The 18,076-nt window shown below is 28.7% G+C and carries 12 protein-coding genes; 2 read left to right on the top strand and 10 right to left on the bottom strand.

Annotated features, from left to right (window positions below):
* Positions 1 to 4: 4 nt before the first annotated feature.
* The 7 genes from ACY2RW_RS07000 to ACY2RW_RS07030 all read right to left on the bottom strand — a co-directional run bounded on the left by ACY2RW_RS07000 (position 5) and on the right by ACY2RW_RS07030 (position 9,804).
* Positions 5 to 1,261, bottom strand: a complete 1,257-nt coding sequence (locus ACY2RW_RS07000; protein ID WP_490121997.1) for a dihydroorotase — start codon at positions 1,259 to 1,261, stop codon at positions 5 to 7.
* On the bottom strand, positions 1,258 to 3,207 hold the full coding sequence (locus ACY2RW_RS07005; protein WP_490121998.1) for a BatA domain-containing protein: 1,950 nt from the start codon (positions 3,205 to 3,207) through the stop codon (positions 1,258 to 1,260). The genes ACY2RW_RS07000 and ACY2RW_RS07005 overlap by 4 nt, the downstream gene beginning before the upstream one ends.
* 4 nt (positions 3,208 to 3,211) lie before the next feature.
* A complete protein-coding gene (locus tag ACY2RW_RS07010) occupies positions 3,212 to 4,696 on the bottom strand; it encodes a S10 family peptidase (protein WP_490121999.1) in 1,485 nt (494 codons plus the stop codon).
* Positions 4,697 to 4,766: 70 nt separating this feature from the next.
* Positions 4,767 to 5,531 (bottom strand): TIGR02757 family protein, encoded by a 765-nt coding sequence (locus ACY2RW_RS07015; RefSeq protein WP_490122000.1) that lies wholly within the window; start codon positions 5,529 to 5,531, stop codon positions 4,767 to 4,769.
* Between the two features lie 5 nt (positions 5,532 to 5,536).
* Positions 5,537 to 6,562: a hypothetical protein gene (locus ACY2RW_RS07020; protein ID WP_490122001.1), complete on the bottom strand. Its 1,026-nt coding sequence runs from the start codon at positions 6,560 to 6,562 to the stop codon at positions 5,537 to 5,539.
* Positions 6,563 to 7,225 (bottom strand): ABC transporter ATP-binding protein, encoded by a 663-nt coding sequence (locus tag ACY2RW_RS07025; RefSeq protein ID WP_490122002.1) that lies wholly within the window; start codon positions 7,223 to 7,225, stop codon positions 6,563 to 6,565. It lies immediately after the preceding gene.
* Positions 7,226 to 7,317: 92 nt separating this feature from the next.
* Entirely contained in the window at positions 7,318 to 9,804 is a 2,487-nt protein-coding gene (locus ACY2RW_RS07030; protein WP_490122003.1) for a DUF5916 domain-containing protein, read from the bottom strand.
* A gap of 231 nt (positions 9,805 to 10,035) precedes the next feature.
* Here ACY2RW_RS07030 and sucC point away from each other — a divergent pair, with 231 nt between their 5' ends.
* Both sucC and ACY2RW_RS07040 read left to right on the top strand, forming a co-directional pair.
* Positions 10,036 to 11,232, top strand: a complete 1,197-nt coding sequence (gene sucC / locus ACY2RW_RS07035; RefSeq protein ID WP_490122004.1) for an ADP-forming succinate--CoA ligase subunit beta — start codon at positions 10,036 to 10,038, stop codon at positions 11,230 to 11,232.
* Positions 11,233 to 11,330: 98 nt separating this feature from the next.
* On the top strand, positions 11,331 to 11,777 hold the full coding sequence (locus tag ACY2RW_RS07040; protein WP_490122005.1) for a hypothetical protein: 447 nt from the start codon (positions 11,331 to 11,333) through the stop codon (positions 11,775 to 11,777).
* Between the two features lie 210 nt (positions 11,778 to 11,987).
* Here the strand turns inward: ACY2RW_RS07040 and ACY2RW_RS07045 are convergent, their stop codons facing one another.
* From ACY2RW_RS07045 to ACY2RW_RS07055, 3 genes are read right to left on the bottom strand one after another with little or no spacing between them, the layout of a single operon-like run.
* Complete coding sequence (locus ACY2RW_RS07045) at positions 11,988 to 13,229, bottom strand: hypothetical protein (protein ID WP_490122006.1); 1,242 nt, start codon at positions 13,227 to 13,229, stop codon at positions 11,988 to 11,990.
* Positions 13,230 to 13,280: 51 nt separating this feature from the next.
* Positions 13,281 to 15,269, bottom strand: a complete 1,989-nt coding sequence (uvrB, locus tag ACY2RW_RS07050) for an excinuclease ABC subunit UvrB (protein ID WP_490122007.1) — start codon at positions 15,267 to 15,269, stop codon at positions 13,281 to 13,283.
* 44 nt (positions 15,270 to 15,313) lie between these two features.
* Positions 15,314 to 18,076: a T9SS type B sorting domain-containing protein gene (locus ACY2RW_RS07055; RefSeq protein WP_490122008.1), complete on the bottom strand. Its 2,763-nt coding sequence runs from the start codon at positions 18,074 to 18,076 to the stop codon at positions 15,314 to 15,316.

Here is an 18,076-nt window from a genome sequence, read left to right on the forward strand (position 1 = left end):
AAAATTAGTTTAAAATAAGTTGATTGTTTGCGTAAATTCCAAATGCCTTTCCAGTTAGTTTTTTATGTAAAAAAGCACTGTTTTTAGACGTTGATAAAATTTCTTTACTTGTAAAGTTGTATGTTTCTTTAGGGTTGAAAAGTGTAATTTCTGCTTTGTTACCTTCTTTTATAGTATGGCTTTCTAAGCCAAAAATAGCTCTAGGTTTTTGGGTTATATTGTCTATAAAATCTGTTAAATCTAAGACAGAGTTTAAAGCTCCGAAAAAACTTTCCAATCCGATTGTTCCGTTTTTAGCTTCGCTGAATTCGACTTTTTTGTTTTCTATATCAATTGGGTTGTGGTCTGATGTAATAACATCAATTACTCCAGATTTAACTCCTTTTTGTAGCCCTTTTACATCACTTTTTGCTCTTAATGGAGGGGTTACTTTGTAATTGCTGTCAAATTCGTGCAATTCATCATCAGTTAAAAATAAATGATGTGCAGTTACGCTACAAGTAACCTGAAGTCCTTTTTTCTTAGCTTCTTTAATTAAATTTACAGATTTTTCGGTTGTTATAGTTGGTATGTGAAGTTTGCCTCCTGTATATTCTAACAAAAACAGGTCTCTAGCAATTTGTATATGCTCTGCTAAAGCTGGACTTCCTTTTAAACCTAATTTTGTGCTATTTAAGCCTTCATTTGCAATACCTTCTCCTGCAATTGAATTGTTTTTAGGGAAACTCAATACCAAACCATCAAAATTCTGTGCATATAATAATGCAATTTTCATAAGATTGTCGTTGGTAATTGATTTTTGATAATCGCCAAAAGCAATAGCTCCAGATTGTTGCATGTCATACAATTCTGCCATTTCCAAACCTTTGCTTTCTTGAGTTAATGCAGCAATAGGATAGAGGTTTGTAGCTGCACCAATTGCTTTATTTTTTAAAAATTCTACAGCAGATTTTGAGTCTATAATTGGGTTTGTATTTGCGTTTACAGCAATTGCAGTAAACCCACTTTTAGCAGCAACTTCTAATCCTTTTTTTATGGTTTCTCTTTCTTCAAAGCCTGGTTCTCCTAAAGAAACACTTGTGTCAAACCATCCTAAAGAAACATGTAAATTTTCTTTTTCTACAATTTGATATTCTTTTTTTACAGGAATAATATCATCTATTTTTTCAATAATTCCTTTACGAATTAAAATGTCTTTTGTTTGTTGATGATAAGGGCTTGAAGAGTCTATAATCGTTGCCGATTTTATAAGCGTAATCATGGTTTATAGAATTTTAAAATCAAAATTTCTAACAGCAAAGATACAATTGCGATTGCTAAAAACCATTTCCAAAGCCATTGAACTTCATTTTTTTTATTAATAGTAGTAAAAACGGATGCAACTTCGTTAGAAATATTTATATTTTCATTCACTTTTTTAAGTTCGTTTATATCTAAAAAGTTCAAGTTACTCTCTTCTTTTGGGTAGTTAAAAGCCACTTGCTCTAAAGTATCGTTTTGTACTAAAATATGATATATACCAGCTTTTTTGGGTTGGTTTTTAGTAATGATGGTAACCTTGTTTTGAAATGTTTGTTGCAAGGGAATAAAGTTGGTTTTGTCATTCGAAATTGATAAAACTTGATCTTTTTTTACAGAAACATTTACATCTATTTTGTTTTCCTTTAAAATAGAGTAATACAATTTTGGGTGTTTAAAACTTAACTTTCCGAAATTGTAAAAGATAGGAACAATTATTGGTGAATTTAAAAAGTTACTATTTGCTTTATTAATAGCACTTGACAGTAAATAGATGGTGTTTTGTTTTTTATTTATTTGTTGAATAAATGGCTGGTTATTTTCGAAAGATAAAATAGTACTACTAGATTTTAATTGAGTAGGGTAGTAGTTATATGTTTCTGGATATTGGAAATTAGATACTTTCTTAGAAAAAACATTGTTAAACAAAGGATGACTATAATTGATTGAAGTAATTTTAACAGTATCTTTTATTTTTGATTTATAATTACCAATATTTAATTGATTTAAAAAAGTATTGTAAGAAACAATGTCTGCATTTTCGTTTGGAATAATTACCAAATTGCCACCATTTTTTGAAAATTCTAATAATTTTTTTGATAAGATTTGTGGTATATTTTCAAGTTCTGAAATGATGATTAAATCTTGTTTATCTATGCTACTATAATTTACATTTAAAAGTGAAGAATTAGTAAAGTTAAATTCTGTTTTATCATAAATTTTAGATAGAAAATTTAGATTACTACCAACAGCTAAAATGTTTGTTTTTTTGTTGTTTTTTATAGTAAAATAAAAAGTGTTGTCAAAATCAAAAGTATCGACAAAAGGTATGGTTATTTTCCCTTCAAAATTTATTTTATTTTGAATGTTAAATTCAATATTTTTTTCTGAATCTTTTTCGATAGAGAAGGACTGTTTGCTGATGAGTTTGTTTTTGTTGAAAATAGCTATGGGAACCTCTTTTTTTGAAGTACCTTGATTTCTGACAACAATATTTAGAATGAAACTTTCTGCGTTTGTATTACTAATGAAAACACTATCTATAGAAATGTTGTTTTTAATGGATTGATTCAATTTTATAGCAGAAAAAGTGGGTGTTACATTTGTAAACTCATTTAGGTAATTGTTCTGAAAATCAGAAATTAATATATTATTATTTAAAGTTTTAGTTTCTGATTCTGAATTTTGTTTTATTTTTAGTAAAACTGTTGATATATCTAATTTTTCTGTACTGTTTTTTAAGTTTAAGAGAGTGTTTTTTAATTCTGTACTTGTAATATTACTATAAAAATCTGTATTTGTTTGCAAAGAATAGATACTGTTTTCTTTTGTGTTATCTATAATTTCCTGTGCAGTAACTTTTAATAATTCGCCTTTTTCTCCTTTAGCATTTGTGCTTAAAGAGTTGTCTAAATATATAAAATTATGTGATTTTTTTTTAGCTTTTTTACTGCTAAAATAAGGTTGAGAAAAAGCAAAAAGTATCGCTGAAAATAATAGTAATCTATTTGCTAAAATCAACCATTTTTTTATACGTGAACTTTTTCTTGTTTGTTGTATTAATTTTTTAAGAAATGCAACATTTGTAAAAGGTGTTTTAACAAATTTTTGCAATTGAAATAAATGCACTAAAATAGGCACAATTAAGAGCACTAATAAGTATAATATTTCAGGATTTTTAAATTGCATTTATTTAATATTTTGCAGGTTTTCCATTGGATAAACTTTGTTTGATAAATGTTCTTAAATCATCATTTGCTTTTTGCAAATCTTCATTTCTTAAATACATCATGTGTCCACTTCTATATCCCTTAAAAAAGAACCGATCTTTCATTTTTCCACTAGGATCTATTTTCCACATCGTATATTTTGCTCCAAAATAAGTTGTTGCACCATCATAATAACCAGATTGTACTAATACTTTTAAATAAGGGTTTTGAGCCATGGCTTGCCTCAAACCTTCTCTTACATTATTATTTCTATTGTCCCAAGGAGAAACAGATCCAAAAACATTGTATTTCATATCTGTTTTAAAATTTAGTTCTTCTCTAATATAGAAGTTTATAGCTGGTGTAAAAGAGTGTAGCCAAGAGGTTAATTCTGAGTTAAAATCTGGTCTTGTACCAATTTCACGTTTATCTAAACCCAAATACCTAGAGTCTAACCTGCCTATTGTTTGCCCAGTTCTGTTACGTAGAAGCTCTTTCCAAAAAAAGCTAGGAGATACCTCTAAATTGTTTTGTAATATTACTTTTTTGCTTAAACCTGAAAAGTAAGAGAATTTTTCTGCAATACTATTTCTCTGACTTTTATCTATAAATCCGCCTTTTGCAATTGCTGGTAATAAAAAGTTGATAGCAAAATCTTCAGATTTTGGCAAAATTTCTAATAAATCTTGTTTTTGAAGTTCTTCTGGTAACATTTTATGATACCAAGCAGCAGCAGTAAAGTAAGGCAGATTAATTGCATAATCTACAGAGCTTTCTGTTCTTAATACTTTGTAATCTGCTGGAGATACCATGATAACTCCATTTAAATACATCCAGTGTCTGTTTTGTAGTTCTGCAGCTAAACCCATTACTCTTGTGCCTCCATAACTTTCTCCAATGATGTATTTAGGTGATTGCCATCTGTTATTTCTGGTAATAAAAGTATTTAACCAACCTGCCAAATATTTTACATCTGCATTAATGCCAAAGAAAAGAGATTTATGTAATTTCTTTCCTTTAGCTACAACTGGTCTTGAGTAGCCTGTATTTACTGGGTTTACATAAACAATATCTGCAACATCTAAAATAGAATTGGGATTGTCTTTGACTCCATAAGGTTGTATAGGAAAACCTTCGTCATCAATTTTTAAAACCTTAGGCCCTGTATAGGCAATATGCATCCAAACAGAGGCAGAACCTGGACCACCATTAAAAGACATGATAATTGGTCTTTTAGAGGTATCTTTTACATCAGTTCTTTTGTAATAAGTGTAGTATAGAGAGGCTATTATTTGGCCATTATCATTCCAAACTGGTTGGAAACCTGTTGTAGCCTTATAATTTATAGTTTTGCCTTTTATTTTAACAGAATTTGTGGTTACAACTGTTGTGTCTAGTGGCATTCTGTGATCTTGACTTACAGTGCTTATGCAGTATGTTAAGAGAAATAAGAATACTATTTTTTTCATAATACTTATAATTTAGAAAGATTAAATTTATCGTAATAATTACGATAAAAAAACACTTGTTAATTTCTATTTAAAACTTTTCAAAAACTCCTAAGCCAAACAAGGCAAAATCATACTTTACAGGATCGTTTTGGTCTAATTTTCTAAGTTTTGTATCTAATTCTGATAAAGCTTTCCAATCGTTTTGCATTCTTTTTAATAAAGTTAACTTTCTTGCTACATTGCCAGAATGTACATCTAAAGGACAGGATAAATTTGCTGGATTATGCGATTTCCAAATACCAAAATCTACACCAGCATTGTCATTTCTAACCATCCAACGTAAAAACATATTTATACGCTTTGCAGCAGAATTTTTTAAAGGATCTGAAATGTGTTTTTGAGTTCTTTGTTGATGTGGAATTTCAAAAAAAACTTGCTTTAAGTGATGTATAGCATTTTGGTAAGTATTTGCATGATCTTTAATTAACAGCACATTTTCTAAGCCTTGGTGATTTTTGTAAATATGTTGCAAAGATTTTATAAACTGTTGTAAATCTATGTTGTTAAAGGTTCTGTGTACAAAGTTATTTAAATGTTTTACATCTTTTTTTTGATGATTTATTACAAAATCAAAAGGAGCATTATCTAACAAATTCATTAGTTTAGAAGCATTTTTAATAATCATTTTACGATTGCCCCAAGAAATTGTAGCTGTTAAAAATGCTGCGATTTCGATATCTTCTTTTTTACTAAATAAATGCGGAATTTGAATAGGGTCAGACTCAATAAACTTAGGATTATTGTATAGAATTACTTTTTCATCTAAAAACTCTTTGAGTTGTTGTTGAGTCATAAATATTAAAAATTAATACCAAATTTGCACCCTAAAGAAAAATTTAGAAGAGTTCTTTTATTATAATCTTTAAATTCTTTAAAATCAAGAGATGGAAAATCATCATCATAAATTTTGTGAATAGTTTTATCATATTCTAAATTTATATGATTAAATTTTTTTATTCTTATTCCAAAGCCAGTGTAAAAATCAAAATAAAACCTTTTTCCAAGCGGAATTATTGCTCCATACTTTAAATTTAATACGATTACTCTTTTTTTTGTGGCAAAATCGTCTCTTATTATGTTACTGTAATTTATATTATTAACATCTTCATGATAGTCTATATAATCATTATATTGGCTGTTTATATTTCGAAATTCTATTCCTAAATATTCATTTAAATGAACATTTTCTGTCAAGTTTATTCCATTATACCATTTGGTTTCAAATCGATACAAGTTGGCAGCATCTTTTAAATAAGCAATGTTATGTCTTTTAAGTTGTGTTTTAGGAAATAAAGTACCATATTCTGCACTTAGGCTAAAGTTTTTTGCAAAAAAATATTCAACACCTATGGTTCCCATTGGAATAGAAAAATAATCGAATGCTTGGAGTGGAGAAGTATATAAAAAAAAGGTATTCTTTTTAAATGTTGTTAATTTTTTATTGCTGAGAATAATTTTTTTAGAAATCGTATCAGTTGCAAAATGAATGTTATTTCTGTATCTAAATATTTTTTTGTTATTTATATCTACTAATAAACCAATACCATAATTGTATATATTAAGTAAGGTTGTAGAAGATATTTTTCTTTTAAAATAGAAGACTTGTTGTAAACTATCTTTTATTACTGTTATTTTTAAGGGTTTGCTTGAACGAAGAGGTTTAATAATAGTTTTTTCTCTATTTATAGCAACAGTATCATTTTCAACTATTATTTTACTTAAATTATCTGATGAAATTTTAACAGTAGTTCTTTTTCCATTTAAAATAGACGCACAAGATGTTAATAGTAAAAAACTAAAAAAATAGAGTACAATTTTTTTCATTTACTGCTTAATTTTGCCATCAATCATAGTAAGAGTTCTATCTGCCATATTTGCTAATTCTTGATTGTGAGTAACTAGAACAAATGTTTGTCCAAATTCATCACGAAGCTTAAAAAATAATTCATGCAAACTTTTTGCAGAATCACTGTCTAGATTTCCACTAGGTTCATCAGCTAAAATAACAGAAGGGCTGTTAATTAAAGCTCTAGCTACTGCTACTCTTTGTTGCTCTCCTCCAGAAAGTTGGTTAGGTTTGTGTTGTATTCTATGTGATAATCCTAAAAATTCTAATAGTTCTTTTGCTTTTTTCTCTGTTTCTGATTTTCCTTTTTTACCAATAAATGCAGGGATGCAAACATTTTCTAGAGCTGTAAATTCTGGTAATAATTGATGAAATTGAAAAATAAAACCTATATGATTGTTTCGAAAACTAGATAATTCTTTATCTGAAAGGTTTTTTAGAGAAGTGTTGTTTATAGAAAGCTCAAAGTTTTGTTCTTTTAAGGGGCTGTCTAAAGTACCTAAAATTTGCAGAAGAGTTGTTTTTCCTGCTCCAGAAGGACCAACAATGGCAACAATTTCTCCTTTTTTAATATGTAAATCTACGCCTTTTAAAACGGCTACATCTCCATAATATTTATGGATATTTTTTGTAATAATCATACGAATTTTATCTTAGCACTAAAGTATAAAAAAACAGATACACTTAATTAAGTATATCTGTTTTTCTTCTAGTAATTGGGGAGATAATATTTTTAAAAAATGTTTTTTAGTTTGTTGTAATCTATAAAGTAAACAAATCTTACAGAAAATGTATGTCTTTGAGATTGGTCAAATAAATTTTCTAAATTTTCTGTAAAACTTAAATTAGAATTTGTGTCTGAATTAAAAATTGAATTTCTGTAAAATGCAATTAACTGGCTTCCAGGAGCAAATTGCCAGATATAGTTTAAGTCTAAATTCCAACTGTTAAAGTTTACATTATTACCAGTATAATTTGAGTTTGGATATAGGTTTCCATCAGAAAATAAATTTGCATAGCTGTTATAAGAAACTGTCTCCCAATAATGTCTAAAACTTAGTGATAAAGATGAATTTGTGCTAAAACTATACTTACCAGAAATAGTGTTGGTGTAATTTTTTCGGTCTCTAAAACCAAAAATAATATTATTTGCAGTTTCATCTACATATCCTTGGTCGTCATTAGTTTTATTAAATCTTAATCTATATCTTAAAGAAAACTGATTGTTAAATCTTTGACGAAGTCCAACACCAAAACCATAGCCTTCTTTTGGGTTGTTAGAATAACCAGTATAATAAATACTCCCTTGAAGTTCAAACTTTTTTTGTGAGTTGGTTTCGAACCAAGTGTTTACATTCATTCTTTGGGGTTGTGTAAAATAGATACCACTTGTTGTACCTTGTCTTGGCTCAAAAAAATCTTTGCTTTCAGAACCATAATTTAAATTACCTCCAAAAGAAAATCGTTCTCTGGTTTGTGCACTTCCTCCAACACCAGCTCTATATCCAGTATAAACACCAGAAAAGTGCTGAAAATTAGCATTGTGATAAGAATTGATCCAAATTCTATTAAAGTTTTTTGTTGGTTGTACAGTTCTCCAGCCCAAATTACCGTAAATGGTTTGTTGGTTGTTTGTAAATAAGATACCTAAATCGTTAGGGTTAAAGTCTTTATTTTCAAAGTTATATCCTAATTCCCAAAACCAATTTCCAGAGTTGTAACCAAAACTATTGTCAAATGTATACCCAGTGTTTGGGTTGTTAACATCATCAGAAATATTACTCATTCTAAAAGAACCATCTGCATTATACTTGCTATCTTTTGTCTCTATATGCCAATCTAAAGCAGTTACGTTTGCATCTCTAAAACGTCCATCTCTTGTAACATTTGTATTTATTAAAGATACACTTGAGTTTTGATTAAATTGTTGATCTAGTACTAAGATATTGTAGTTTGTAAATGGACTTGTTACTTCTTTTCTTTCTGAAACTTCTCTAGTAAATGTTCCGTTTGTATTTGTAGAGTCTACTCTTTTTATTGTTGCTTCAGTTTTTTCTGTAATGGCATTAAAAAAACCAATACCTAGGCCTTTTTTTGTTCTCCCAGAAATTTTTACAGCATTAAGCATGGTTACTTTTGTAGGGTAATCTATAATTTCTTCATTTACTTTTTTTCCGTTTGCATCAAAATTATCTTGATTTATTAAGGTAGACCTTACATTAAACTGATCAATAGGTGCATCACCAATTCTTCTTGAATAAAATAAATTGGCAATGTTAAAAAGCTCAGTACCTTCTGTAAAAAACTGTCTTTGCTCTCTAAATTGTTGTTCAAAAGGCCCTAAATTTAAGACAACATCATCAAAACCAACCTGACTAAAATCTGGGATTAATGTAGCATCTAACGTAAAGTTTTCTGTTAAACCGTATTTTACATCCATACCCACACTCCAATCAAACTCTGTTTTTCCTTCGAAAGTATTTGTAATTGCAGAGGCATAAGGATATAAATTTAACCTTGTACTTGGCTTAATATCTCTAAAATCTGTAATTAAACCATCATACTGTGTCCATCTACCTACAGTATTGTCTATATGTGTCCAAGTATGTTGTTGGTTTAGTTTTTCTAATCTTCTATGAAAATTAAATCCCCAAGATTGTACAGGTCTGTTTGCAAAACGTAAAGCTCTGTAAGGTATTTTCATTTCTACATTCCAACCATTTTCATCTGTAGAAACAGCACTATCCCAAACAGCACTCCAATCAAAATCTTCATTTCCATTAGAAACTTTAGAATCTGCTTGATTTCCTGTTGATTGGACTATAAACTCAAAAGGATTCTGACCATCATCATTTGGGTTTATGGTTACTAAAAAAAAATCTGCTTGACTAAAATTATCTCTCACAGCAAATTCTTTTGGGATGCCTTTAGGATCAGGGTCATTCATTTGTGCAGAAATATAAATAGCATCATCATCATAAATAACCTTTACTATAGTTTGATAGTTTGGTTTTACCAATTCACCATTTTCGGGTCTAAAAATTACAAAGTCGGTACATAATTCTGCTTTTTTCCAAGCTTCGTCATTTAAAACTCCATCAATTTTTGGAGCTTTTGTAACTCTTGTTGTTTTAATTGTTTTTCTGTTTTCTTTGTTTTGTGCCGAAAACTGATGAACAGAAAAAACTGCAATCAGTAATAAAAAGATCTTTTTTAACATATAGTTTTGGTTGATTATGTGTAAACACACCACGAAAGTATTTATCTTATGTAAAGAAAAATCTTAAAGAGGTGTTAATTATAAGAAAGACATCACAAAATTTAGAGTGTTACATTATTGGTTTGTTAAATATTTCTTAAAGAAAATTTCTATTTCATCTTTTAGAAAAAACTATGCATCGTTTTATTTCTGAATTTGTACTTTTGTAAACGTTTTTTAAAAGAACTATAAATGAACTTACACGAATATCAAGGAAAAGAAATTTTAAGCAGTTTTGGCGTTAGAATTCAACGTGGAATTGTTGCAAGCAACCATAAAGAAGCTGTAGATGCAGCAAAACAATTAACTGCAGAAACTGGAACAGGTTGGCATGTTATTAAAGCACAAGTTCATGCAGGTGGACGTGGAAAAGGTGGAGGAGTAAAGCTAGCTAAAAATTTGGCTGAAGTAGAAAGTATTTCTAATGAGATTATTGGAATGATGTTGGTAACCCCACAAACCTCTGCAGAAGGTAAAAAAGTAAATCAAGTTTTAATTTGTGAAGACGTTTATTATCCTGGAGATTCTGAGCCAGATGAATATTATATGTCAGTTCTATTAAATAGAGCCACTGGTAAAAATATGATTATGTATTCTACTGAGGGTGGAATGGATATTGAAACAGTTGCAGAAGAAACTCCGCATTTAATTTTTACAGAAGAGATAGATCCTTTGTTAGGAATCATGCCTTTTCAAGCTCGTAAAGTTGCCTTTAATTTAGGTTTGTCTGGAGCAGCTTTTAAAGAAATGACAAAGTTTGTTACTAATTTATACAAAGCATATATAGGTTCAGACTCTTCTATGTTTGAGATTAACCCTGTATTAAAAACATCTGATAATAAAATTATGGCTGTAGATGCTAAGGTTTCTTTAGATGAAAATGCATTATACAGACACAGAGATTATGCAGCAATGCGTGATTTACGTGAAGAAAACCCAATAGAAGTAGAAGCAAAAGCGGCTGGTTTAAATTATGTAGACTTAGATGGAAATGTAGGTTGTATGGTAAATGGAGCAGGTTTAGCAATGGGAACTATGGATTTAATTAAAGAATCTGGAGGAGAGCCTGCTAACTTTTTAGATGTTGGAGGAACTGCGGATGCACAGAGGGTAGAAACTGCTTTTGGAATTATTTTAAAAGATCCAAATGTAAAAGCAATTTTGGTAAATATTTTTGGAGGTATTGTACGTTGTGACAGAGTTGCACAAGGTGTTGTAGATGCATACAAAAGCATGGGAGACAAAATTAATGTGCCAATTATTTGTAGGTTACAAGGTACAAATGCAAAAGAAGCTAAAGAATTAATAGACAATTCTGGAATGGAAATTATTTCTGCTACAGAATTTCAAGAAGCAGCAGATAAAGTTGCTGAAGTTTTAAAGAGCTAGTAATTTTTTGAAGTTATATTTTTATAAAAACCTTGCAAATTGAATTTGGTTCAGTTTTTGCAAGGTTTTTTTTGTATATTAAAGTTAAATTTTAAAGAATGAAGATAATCCTTTTCTTTTTTATGTTGATGTCTTTACCAGTTTTTTCAAATATAGAATTTATTTCTAAGCAATTTGATGTAGAGATATATGTACAAGACAAAACCATATTAATAAAAAAGATTAAAGTAAAAATAAAAGCTTTACAAAAGAAACGTAAAAGATTAGTAACTCTTAAAAAATGGTCTGATTCTCAAGAAAAAGAATATGTTGATAAAATTAAAAACTATCAGTTAAACCTAGAAAAACTAGGCGAAAATTCTTCAAGAAAGCTAACTAATGAGCAAATTATTAAAAAATTACAAAAAGAACTAAAATATATTAATAACGCTAGAGTTAATAAAAATGCTAAAGATTCGTGGACTGAAAAAGACCGAATTAAATACGAAAAAAGAGCAAAAGTATTAATTGATAGTATTATTAAGTTGAGGATGGAAAAGAGGTAGAATTTTTACTAATTAAGAATAGATATTTTGTACTTTGAGTTAGTTAATTTAGTTTTTATAAAAAGAAACTTATGGTTGAAACATCTATTTTTGTAAATTAAACTTTCTCCTTCAAAACTGCAATTTCATCACGTAATTTTGCAGCACAATAAAATCTAAAGCTTTTGCAGTACTTCCATTTTATTTTCTGCTCATTTTTTTTTAGCATGTTTAAAATATAGAATACCCAAGAATTAATTCAAAGGAGGAAAGGTTTACGGCTTCTACTTTAATGTTATTCACATTATTAAATAGCGTTTCTCTAATATTTCTTTCTAAAGTATATTTTAATTCCATAGATAATCTATTTTTTTTGAGACCTATTCCAAAGTCATAAAAATTTCTATTTGCTATACCTAAATCTTTAGCACCATTAATAATTTCTCTATTAAATAAAATAGAAGTAAATATCATATTTGCATTTAAAAATAATTTTGAAGTATTATTAAAATAAAAATATCTTCTAATACCTACTGGAAATTTTATCCCTGAATAATCAGCGGATGTCAATATAGTTCTTGGGAAACCTACTGTTGGTGTTATAGTAGTTTTATTTTTTGTTTTAAAATAAAAGTAGGTAGGTTCTATTATTATTGACCATCTATTATTTTTTAGTGGAAAAAAATATTCAAATTCTAATCCAGTTCTATAAGTAAAGTTATTACCAGATTTTGCTGAAGTATCTTCAATTTTAAATCCTGTTGGAGTAGATGTGTTTATTAATACTGAAGATAGATTGTAAGTTACTCCAGGCCTAATTGATATTTTTAATTTTCCTCGAGAATCAGTAAACTTATTATAATCTTTAATTTTATTAGATTTACATTTATTAAATTTTATAAAATGTTTAGTTAAGCTATTCTTTGAATATTTCATATTTTTATAAGAAATATTATTACACTTTAAATTATTTTTTAATTGAAAAAGATAATTCGTATTTTCTTTAATTTTATTGGAACTAGTTTTATATTTTTTATATTCTAATTGAATTGGAGTTAGATTTTCTTTTTTATAAAAAAACTTTAATAAATGACCTTTCTTAAACATTAATAAACTTACATTACTTTCTACTAAATATTTTAAAAATAAAGTTTTTTCTTCATAATCTGATGTTCTTTTGTTACTTGGTTTATTAGAAATAGAGTTATCTATTTTTATTTTAAACTTTTTAAACTTGTAACGATTGTAAATAGAAAACTCTGAAATATTATTCATGTTGGCATTTATAATCTTTTTTGAAGATTCAGACAATTTGTAATTAAAGCCATCAAAATTATCTGTAGATTCAACGTTTTCAATAAAACATTCAGTCTTTAAATTATTATTATCAATAAAATATCCTTTTTCAAATTTTATTTGAGCTGTGAAACTGAATCCTATTAATAGGATAATAATAGTTGTGATTTTTTTCATAAAAAAATGTTGTTAGCAATTTATTTTAAGCAAACAATAATACAAAATAAATTAAACTTTCTCCTTCAAAACCGCAATTTCATCACGTAATTTTGCAGCCACAATAAAATCTAAACCTTTGGCTGCAGCCTCCATTTGTTTGCGTTTTTCTCTAATACGTTTTTCTATTTCTTCCTTTGGTAAATATTGTAAATCTTGCTCTGCAGCTACTTGTTTGGCATTGTCATAATGATAACTTGAAATTGCAGATTTAGATAAAGTATCGTCAATTTTTTTATTGATTTGAGTAGGAGTGATGTTATTTTGAGTGTTGTATGCAATTTGTTTTTCTCTTCTTCTATCGGTTTCATCCAACGTTTTCTGCATACTGTTAGTAATTTTATCAGCATACATAATAGCCAAACCATTTACATTTCTTGCAGCTCTACCTACAGTTTGCGTTAAAGAGCGGTTAGAACGTAAAAAACCTTCTTTATCTGCATCTAAAATAGCGACTAAAGAAACTTCAGGTAAATCTAAACCTTCTCTAAGTAAGTTTACCCCAATTAAAACATCAAACAACCCTTTACGCAAATCTTGCATAATTTCTACTCTTTCTAAAGTGTCTACATCAGAATGTATGTATCTACAACGTATATCTACTCTTGTTAAATATTTTGTTAACTCTTCTGCCATTCTTTTGGTAAGTGTGGTTACCAAAGTACGTTCGTCTTTTTCTACTCGAATTTGAATTTCTTCAATTAAATCATCTATTTGGTTTAAGCTTGGCCTTATTTCAATAGGTGGGTCTAATAAACCTGTTGGTCTTATAATTTGTTCTACAAAAACACCTTCTGTTTTTTGTAATTCGTAATCTGCAGGTGTTGCAGAAACATAAATAACCTGATTTTGTATGGCTTCAAACTCTTCAAATTTTAAAGGTCTATTGTCCATTGCTGCTGGTAAACGAAACCCATATTCTACCAAATTTTCCTTTCTGCTTCTGTCTCCTCCATACATAGCATGTGTTTGGGGTACAGTTACGTGGCTTTCATCAATAACCATTAAATAATCATCAGGAAAATAATCTAACAAACAGAATGGTCTTGTACCAGGTTCACGTCCATCTAAATAACGAGAATAATTTTCAATTCCAGAACAATAACCTAATTCTCGAATCATTTCTAGATCGAACTCTGTTCTTTCTTTTAAACGTTTTGCTTCTAGGTGTTTTCCAATTTCTTTGAAATAACCTACCTGTTTCATCATGTCTTCTTGAATTTGATGAATGGCATTTTGTAATACATCAGGAGAGGTTACAAACAAGTTTGCAGGGTAAATAGTAAGTTCATTAAATTTTTCTAAAACGGTTTGGCTCTCTAAATCAAACGATTCTATTTCCTCTATTTCATCACCAAAAAAATGAACTCTATAACCATTATCACCATAAGATGGATAAATTGTTACTACGTCTCCTTTTACTTTAAATGTTCCGCTTTTTATTTCGTGTTCTGTTCTAGAATATAAACTGGTGACTAATTGATGTAAAAATTTGGTTCTAGAAATTTGCTGATCTACATGAATAGGAATAACATTTTTCTTGAATTCTGTTGGATTTCCAATACCATACAAACAGGATACAGAAGCTACCACCAAAACATCTCTTCTGCCAGAAAGTAGGGAAGAGGTTGTGCTTAAACGCAAGCGTTCAATATCATCATTAATAGATAAGTCTTTTTCTATATAAGTTCCAGTTACTGGAATGTAGGCTTCTGGTTGGTAATAATCATAATAAGAAACAAAGTACTCTACAGCATTTTCTGGAAAAAATTGTTTAAACTCAGAATACAATTGTGCTGCTAATGTTTTATTATGTGCTAAAACTAAGGTTGGTTTTTTTACATTTTTTACGACATTTGCTACTGTAAAAGTTTTACCAGAACCAGTAACTCCTAAAAGGGTTTGGTATTTTTCGCCTTCTTTTACACCTTTAGAAAGTTCTTTTATTGCTTCTGGTTGATCTCCTGTTGGAGAAAATACTGATACAAGTTTAAATTCCATATTGTAAAAATACGGAATGTTGTATTATTTTAATGCAGAATTTGTTAGTTTCTAATTAAGCTAAAATAACCGGTTTCTTTTATAAGATTATCGTTTATATCTATAATTTCTGCAGTAAACCAATAATTATTTGCTTGTTGAGGTTTACCTTTAAAAGTACCATCCCAACCTTTGGAGTTAAAAGAATTTATGATGCCAATAATTCTACCAAATCTATTAAAAATAATAATATTGACAGATTTATAGAGTGTACTATCTAAACCGTTTACATTCCAAAAATCGCTATTTCCATCTCCATCTGGAGTAAAATATTTTTTAAAGCCAATAACAGAAACATTGGTTTGAATTGGTGTTTCACAATTATTAGTATCACGAACATAAATTGTTTTTAATCCTGGGCTAACATTTTGAAAGGTGTATGATGTTGAGTTTCCTTCGAAATTAATGTTGTCTAAAGAAAATTGGTACGTGCTATTTCCGTTTATAGAAACATCAACAATATTGTTTTCTTCATTTTCTGTGTTTACTGTTATAGAACCAAAAGTTGGTGCTTCTGGATTGATAACTGTAAATTCTTTGGTAAAAGAACATTCAATTCCGTTTTCAGTTTTGTAAACTGTTAAAGAAAAATTTCCTGTTTGTGTTAATGTAAAATTTTGATTGGTGTTTATTACTGTTCCAGAACTATTTTTCCATTCAAATTTATCATTACTAGCATCTGCACTAAGGGTAATATTAGGGTGCAGATTTGGATTGTAACAAATAGTATAAGTGTTTTGAATACCATTTATTTCTGGTTGTTGATTAACTGTAGCATCAAAAGATTCAATTCCTCCACAACCTAAAGCAGTATCTGCTCTTACCCATATTTTTGTGGATGATGTTTCGTAATTTTCTGGTAGCTCATTTCTTTTTGTTTGTGCGTTGTTAAAGCTATCATAAAAAGTAATTGTTATAGAGTTATCTAGGCTATATTCTGATTTTATTTGTGCTCTTTTTTCTGTTAAATTAAAAATACCTTCTGTTCTATTTGTTGATGTATTTACAATACCACAAGCAAACATTTCTTTTATATTTCCTATACCTACAGTTGCTAATTCTATAGTAAATGGAACGATGTCTAAACATCCATTTTTATTAATTACTCTTGCGTAAAGTGTTTGTACATCGCTTTTGTTTTTGTAATTATCAAAATTTCTGATTGATGGAAAACCAACTTCAGCAATATTTTTATCTTCAAAATAGAAAAATAAATAGTCTTCAGGTTTTGACACAATTTTTGATTCAATCTCAGTTAAATTAAAACGATTATCTCCTGTACCAGAATCACATTGCACAATTTTTTCATTTGCTTTTAAAATTGGTAATGGAAATATTTCTATTTCTTGCTCCAAGTTTAAAGGAAAGTTATTTAATGTAATTGTAGCTTTAACCAAGTACTTACCAGGGTTTTTGAATTGGTGAGTTGGACTTACTTCATTAGATGTGTTTCCATCACCAAAATCCCAAGTGGCGCTTTGTATTGTGGTGTAAGAATCAATTTTAAAAATTTCATCAGTGTCTACACAGCCAGTTTCATTTAAAATACGTGTTCTAAAATAAGACTGGATAAAATTTGGAAGACCTAGTCTTGTAGCCCCACCTGAAATTGTAACACCTCTTTCTATAAAATTAATTTCTCTTTCTGTATCTAATTTAGGGTTGTTTATAACACTTAAAAAAGGTTCACTATCATTAAATTTATCTCCAGAATTTACAGCATTATATATTTTGCCATCATTTGCTAATTGTAATGCACCAATTGTGCTTTCATTTCTGAAAGATACAATTGTAAAAAGTTGAGAAGTAGTGTTGTTTTGAAATACTCTAGACATATCAAATTGATACAGTCTAATATCTATTTGATCATCTTTTTTAGTTGTAAAATACAGTTTATTTGAGTCTATACTAAACTCAACTCCATAAGGTCTTACAATGTCACCAACACCAGTTGCAAACCCTAAACGTCTAGGTTGATTTATAATTCCGTTTTCGTTATCAAATTTAAAAATCCATCCCCCAGAAGTATTTGATGCCATTGCCAAAAATTCTCCATTTGGAGAAAATTTTATGTATCCTTTTCTATCAAAAATAAATTTTTGTCCAAAATCTGATTTTTTGGGAGTCTTTACTCCTGAATCTGTTACTAAAATGGTGTAAAAATCATCGAAAAATATATCATTATCATCGCTTTTATGAGTTGCTAACCAGATATCTTTTCCGTTTTTATGGTGTACTGCTGTTATTTTTTCACTTACATTTTGTAAGATAAGAATGTTTCTTTCTGTAATTTCACCTCTGTTACTATTTGCAGACATATCTACTGTAGAATAGTAAAGACCAGGTATAAAATTTGCATTTTTTTTTGAGCTATTATTTTTACCAATGGTTGGTCCTCCACCATCATCTATTACTTCACTTTTTATTGTAAAAATATAGAATATAGTAGATGAGTTTGGTTTTGGAATAATAATTACGTTTTGGGAAGTAACATAATCACTTTCTAAACCTTTACCAGAAATTTTAATATGAGAACTGTTGTAAACATTAACTCCATCTGTATAAAAAATTAGATTTCCGTTTTTGTCTGATATAGAGCTAGTTCCTCTGGGAGCCAATAGTTTACTATCATTAATTACAGTTAGTTTTTTATTTAAAAAATTTAAAGAAGTATTATTACCAAAATACCAATTTTCTGTTTCTCTTTGAGAAAAAACACTATTTATAAATAGTATAATTAATAACAGAAATGTAAAAAGGTTTTTCAT

Source organism: Polaribacter sp. 2305UL8-11, assembly GCF_058147165.1.

Bases quoted from the DNA above. Each gene is read 5' to 3' on its own strand.
- sucC (WP_490122004.1), top strand. From the start codon at position 10,036: ATGAACTTACACGAATATCAAGGAAAAGAAATTTTAAGCAGTTTTGGC.
- ACY2RW_RS07040 (WP_490122005.1), top strand. From the start codon at position 11,331: ATGAAGATAATCCTTTTCTTTTTTATGTTGATGTCTTTACCAGTTTTT.
- ACY2RW_RS07030 (WP_490122003.1), bottom strand. From the start codon at position 9,804: ATGTTAAAAAAGATCTTTTTATTACTGATTGCAGTTTTTTCTGTTCAT.
- ACY2RW_RS07020 (WP_490122001.1), bottom strand. From the start codon at position 6,562: ATGAAAAAAATTGTACTCTATTTTTTTAGTTTTTTACTATTAACATCT.
- ACY2RW_RS07005 (WP_490121998.1), bottom strand. From the start codon at position 3,207: ATGCAATTTAAAAATCCTGAAATATTATACTTATTAGTGCTCTTAATT.
- ACY2RW_RS07000 (WP_490121997.1), bottom strand. From the start codon at position 1,261: ATGATTACGCTTATAAAATCGGCAACGATTATAGACTCTTCAAGCCCT.
- uvrB (WP_490122007.1), bottom strand. From the start codon at position 15,269: ATGGAATTTAAACTTGTATCAGTATTTTCTCCAACAGGAGATCAACCA.
- ACY2RW_RS07010 (WP_490121999.1), bottom strand. From the start codon at position 4,696: ATGAAAAAAATAGTATTCTTATTTCTCTTAACATACTGCATAAGCACT.
- ACY2RW_RS07055 (WP_490122008.1), bottom strand. From the start codon at position 18,076: ATGAAAAACCTTTTTACATTTCTGTTATTAATTATACTATTTATAAAT.
- ACY2RW_RS07045 (WP_490122006.1), bottom strand. From the start codon at position 13,229: ATGAAAAAAATCACAACTATTATTATCCTATTAATAGGATTCAGTTTC.
- ACY2RW_RS07025 (WP_490122002.1), bottom strand. From the start codon at position 7,225: ATGATTATTACAAAAAATATCCATAAATATTATGGAGATGTAGCCGTT.
- ACY2RW_RS07015 (WP_490122000.1), bottom strand. From the start codon at position 5,531: ATGACTCAACAACAACTCAAAGAGTTTTTAGATGAAAAAGTAATTCTA.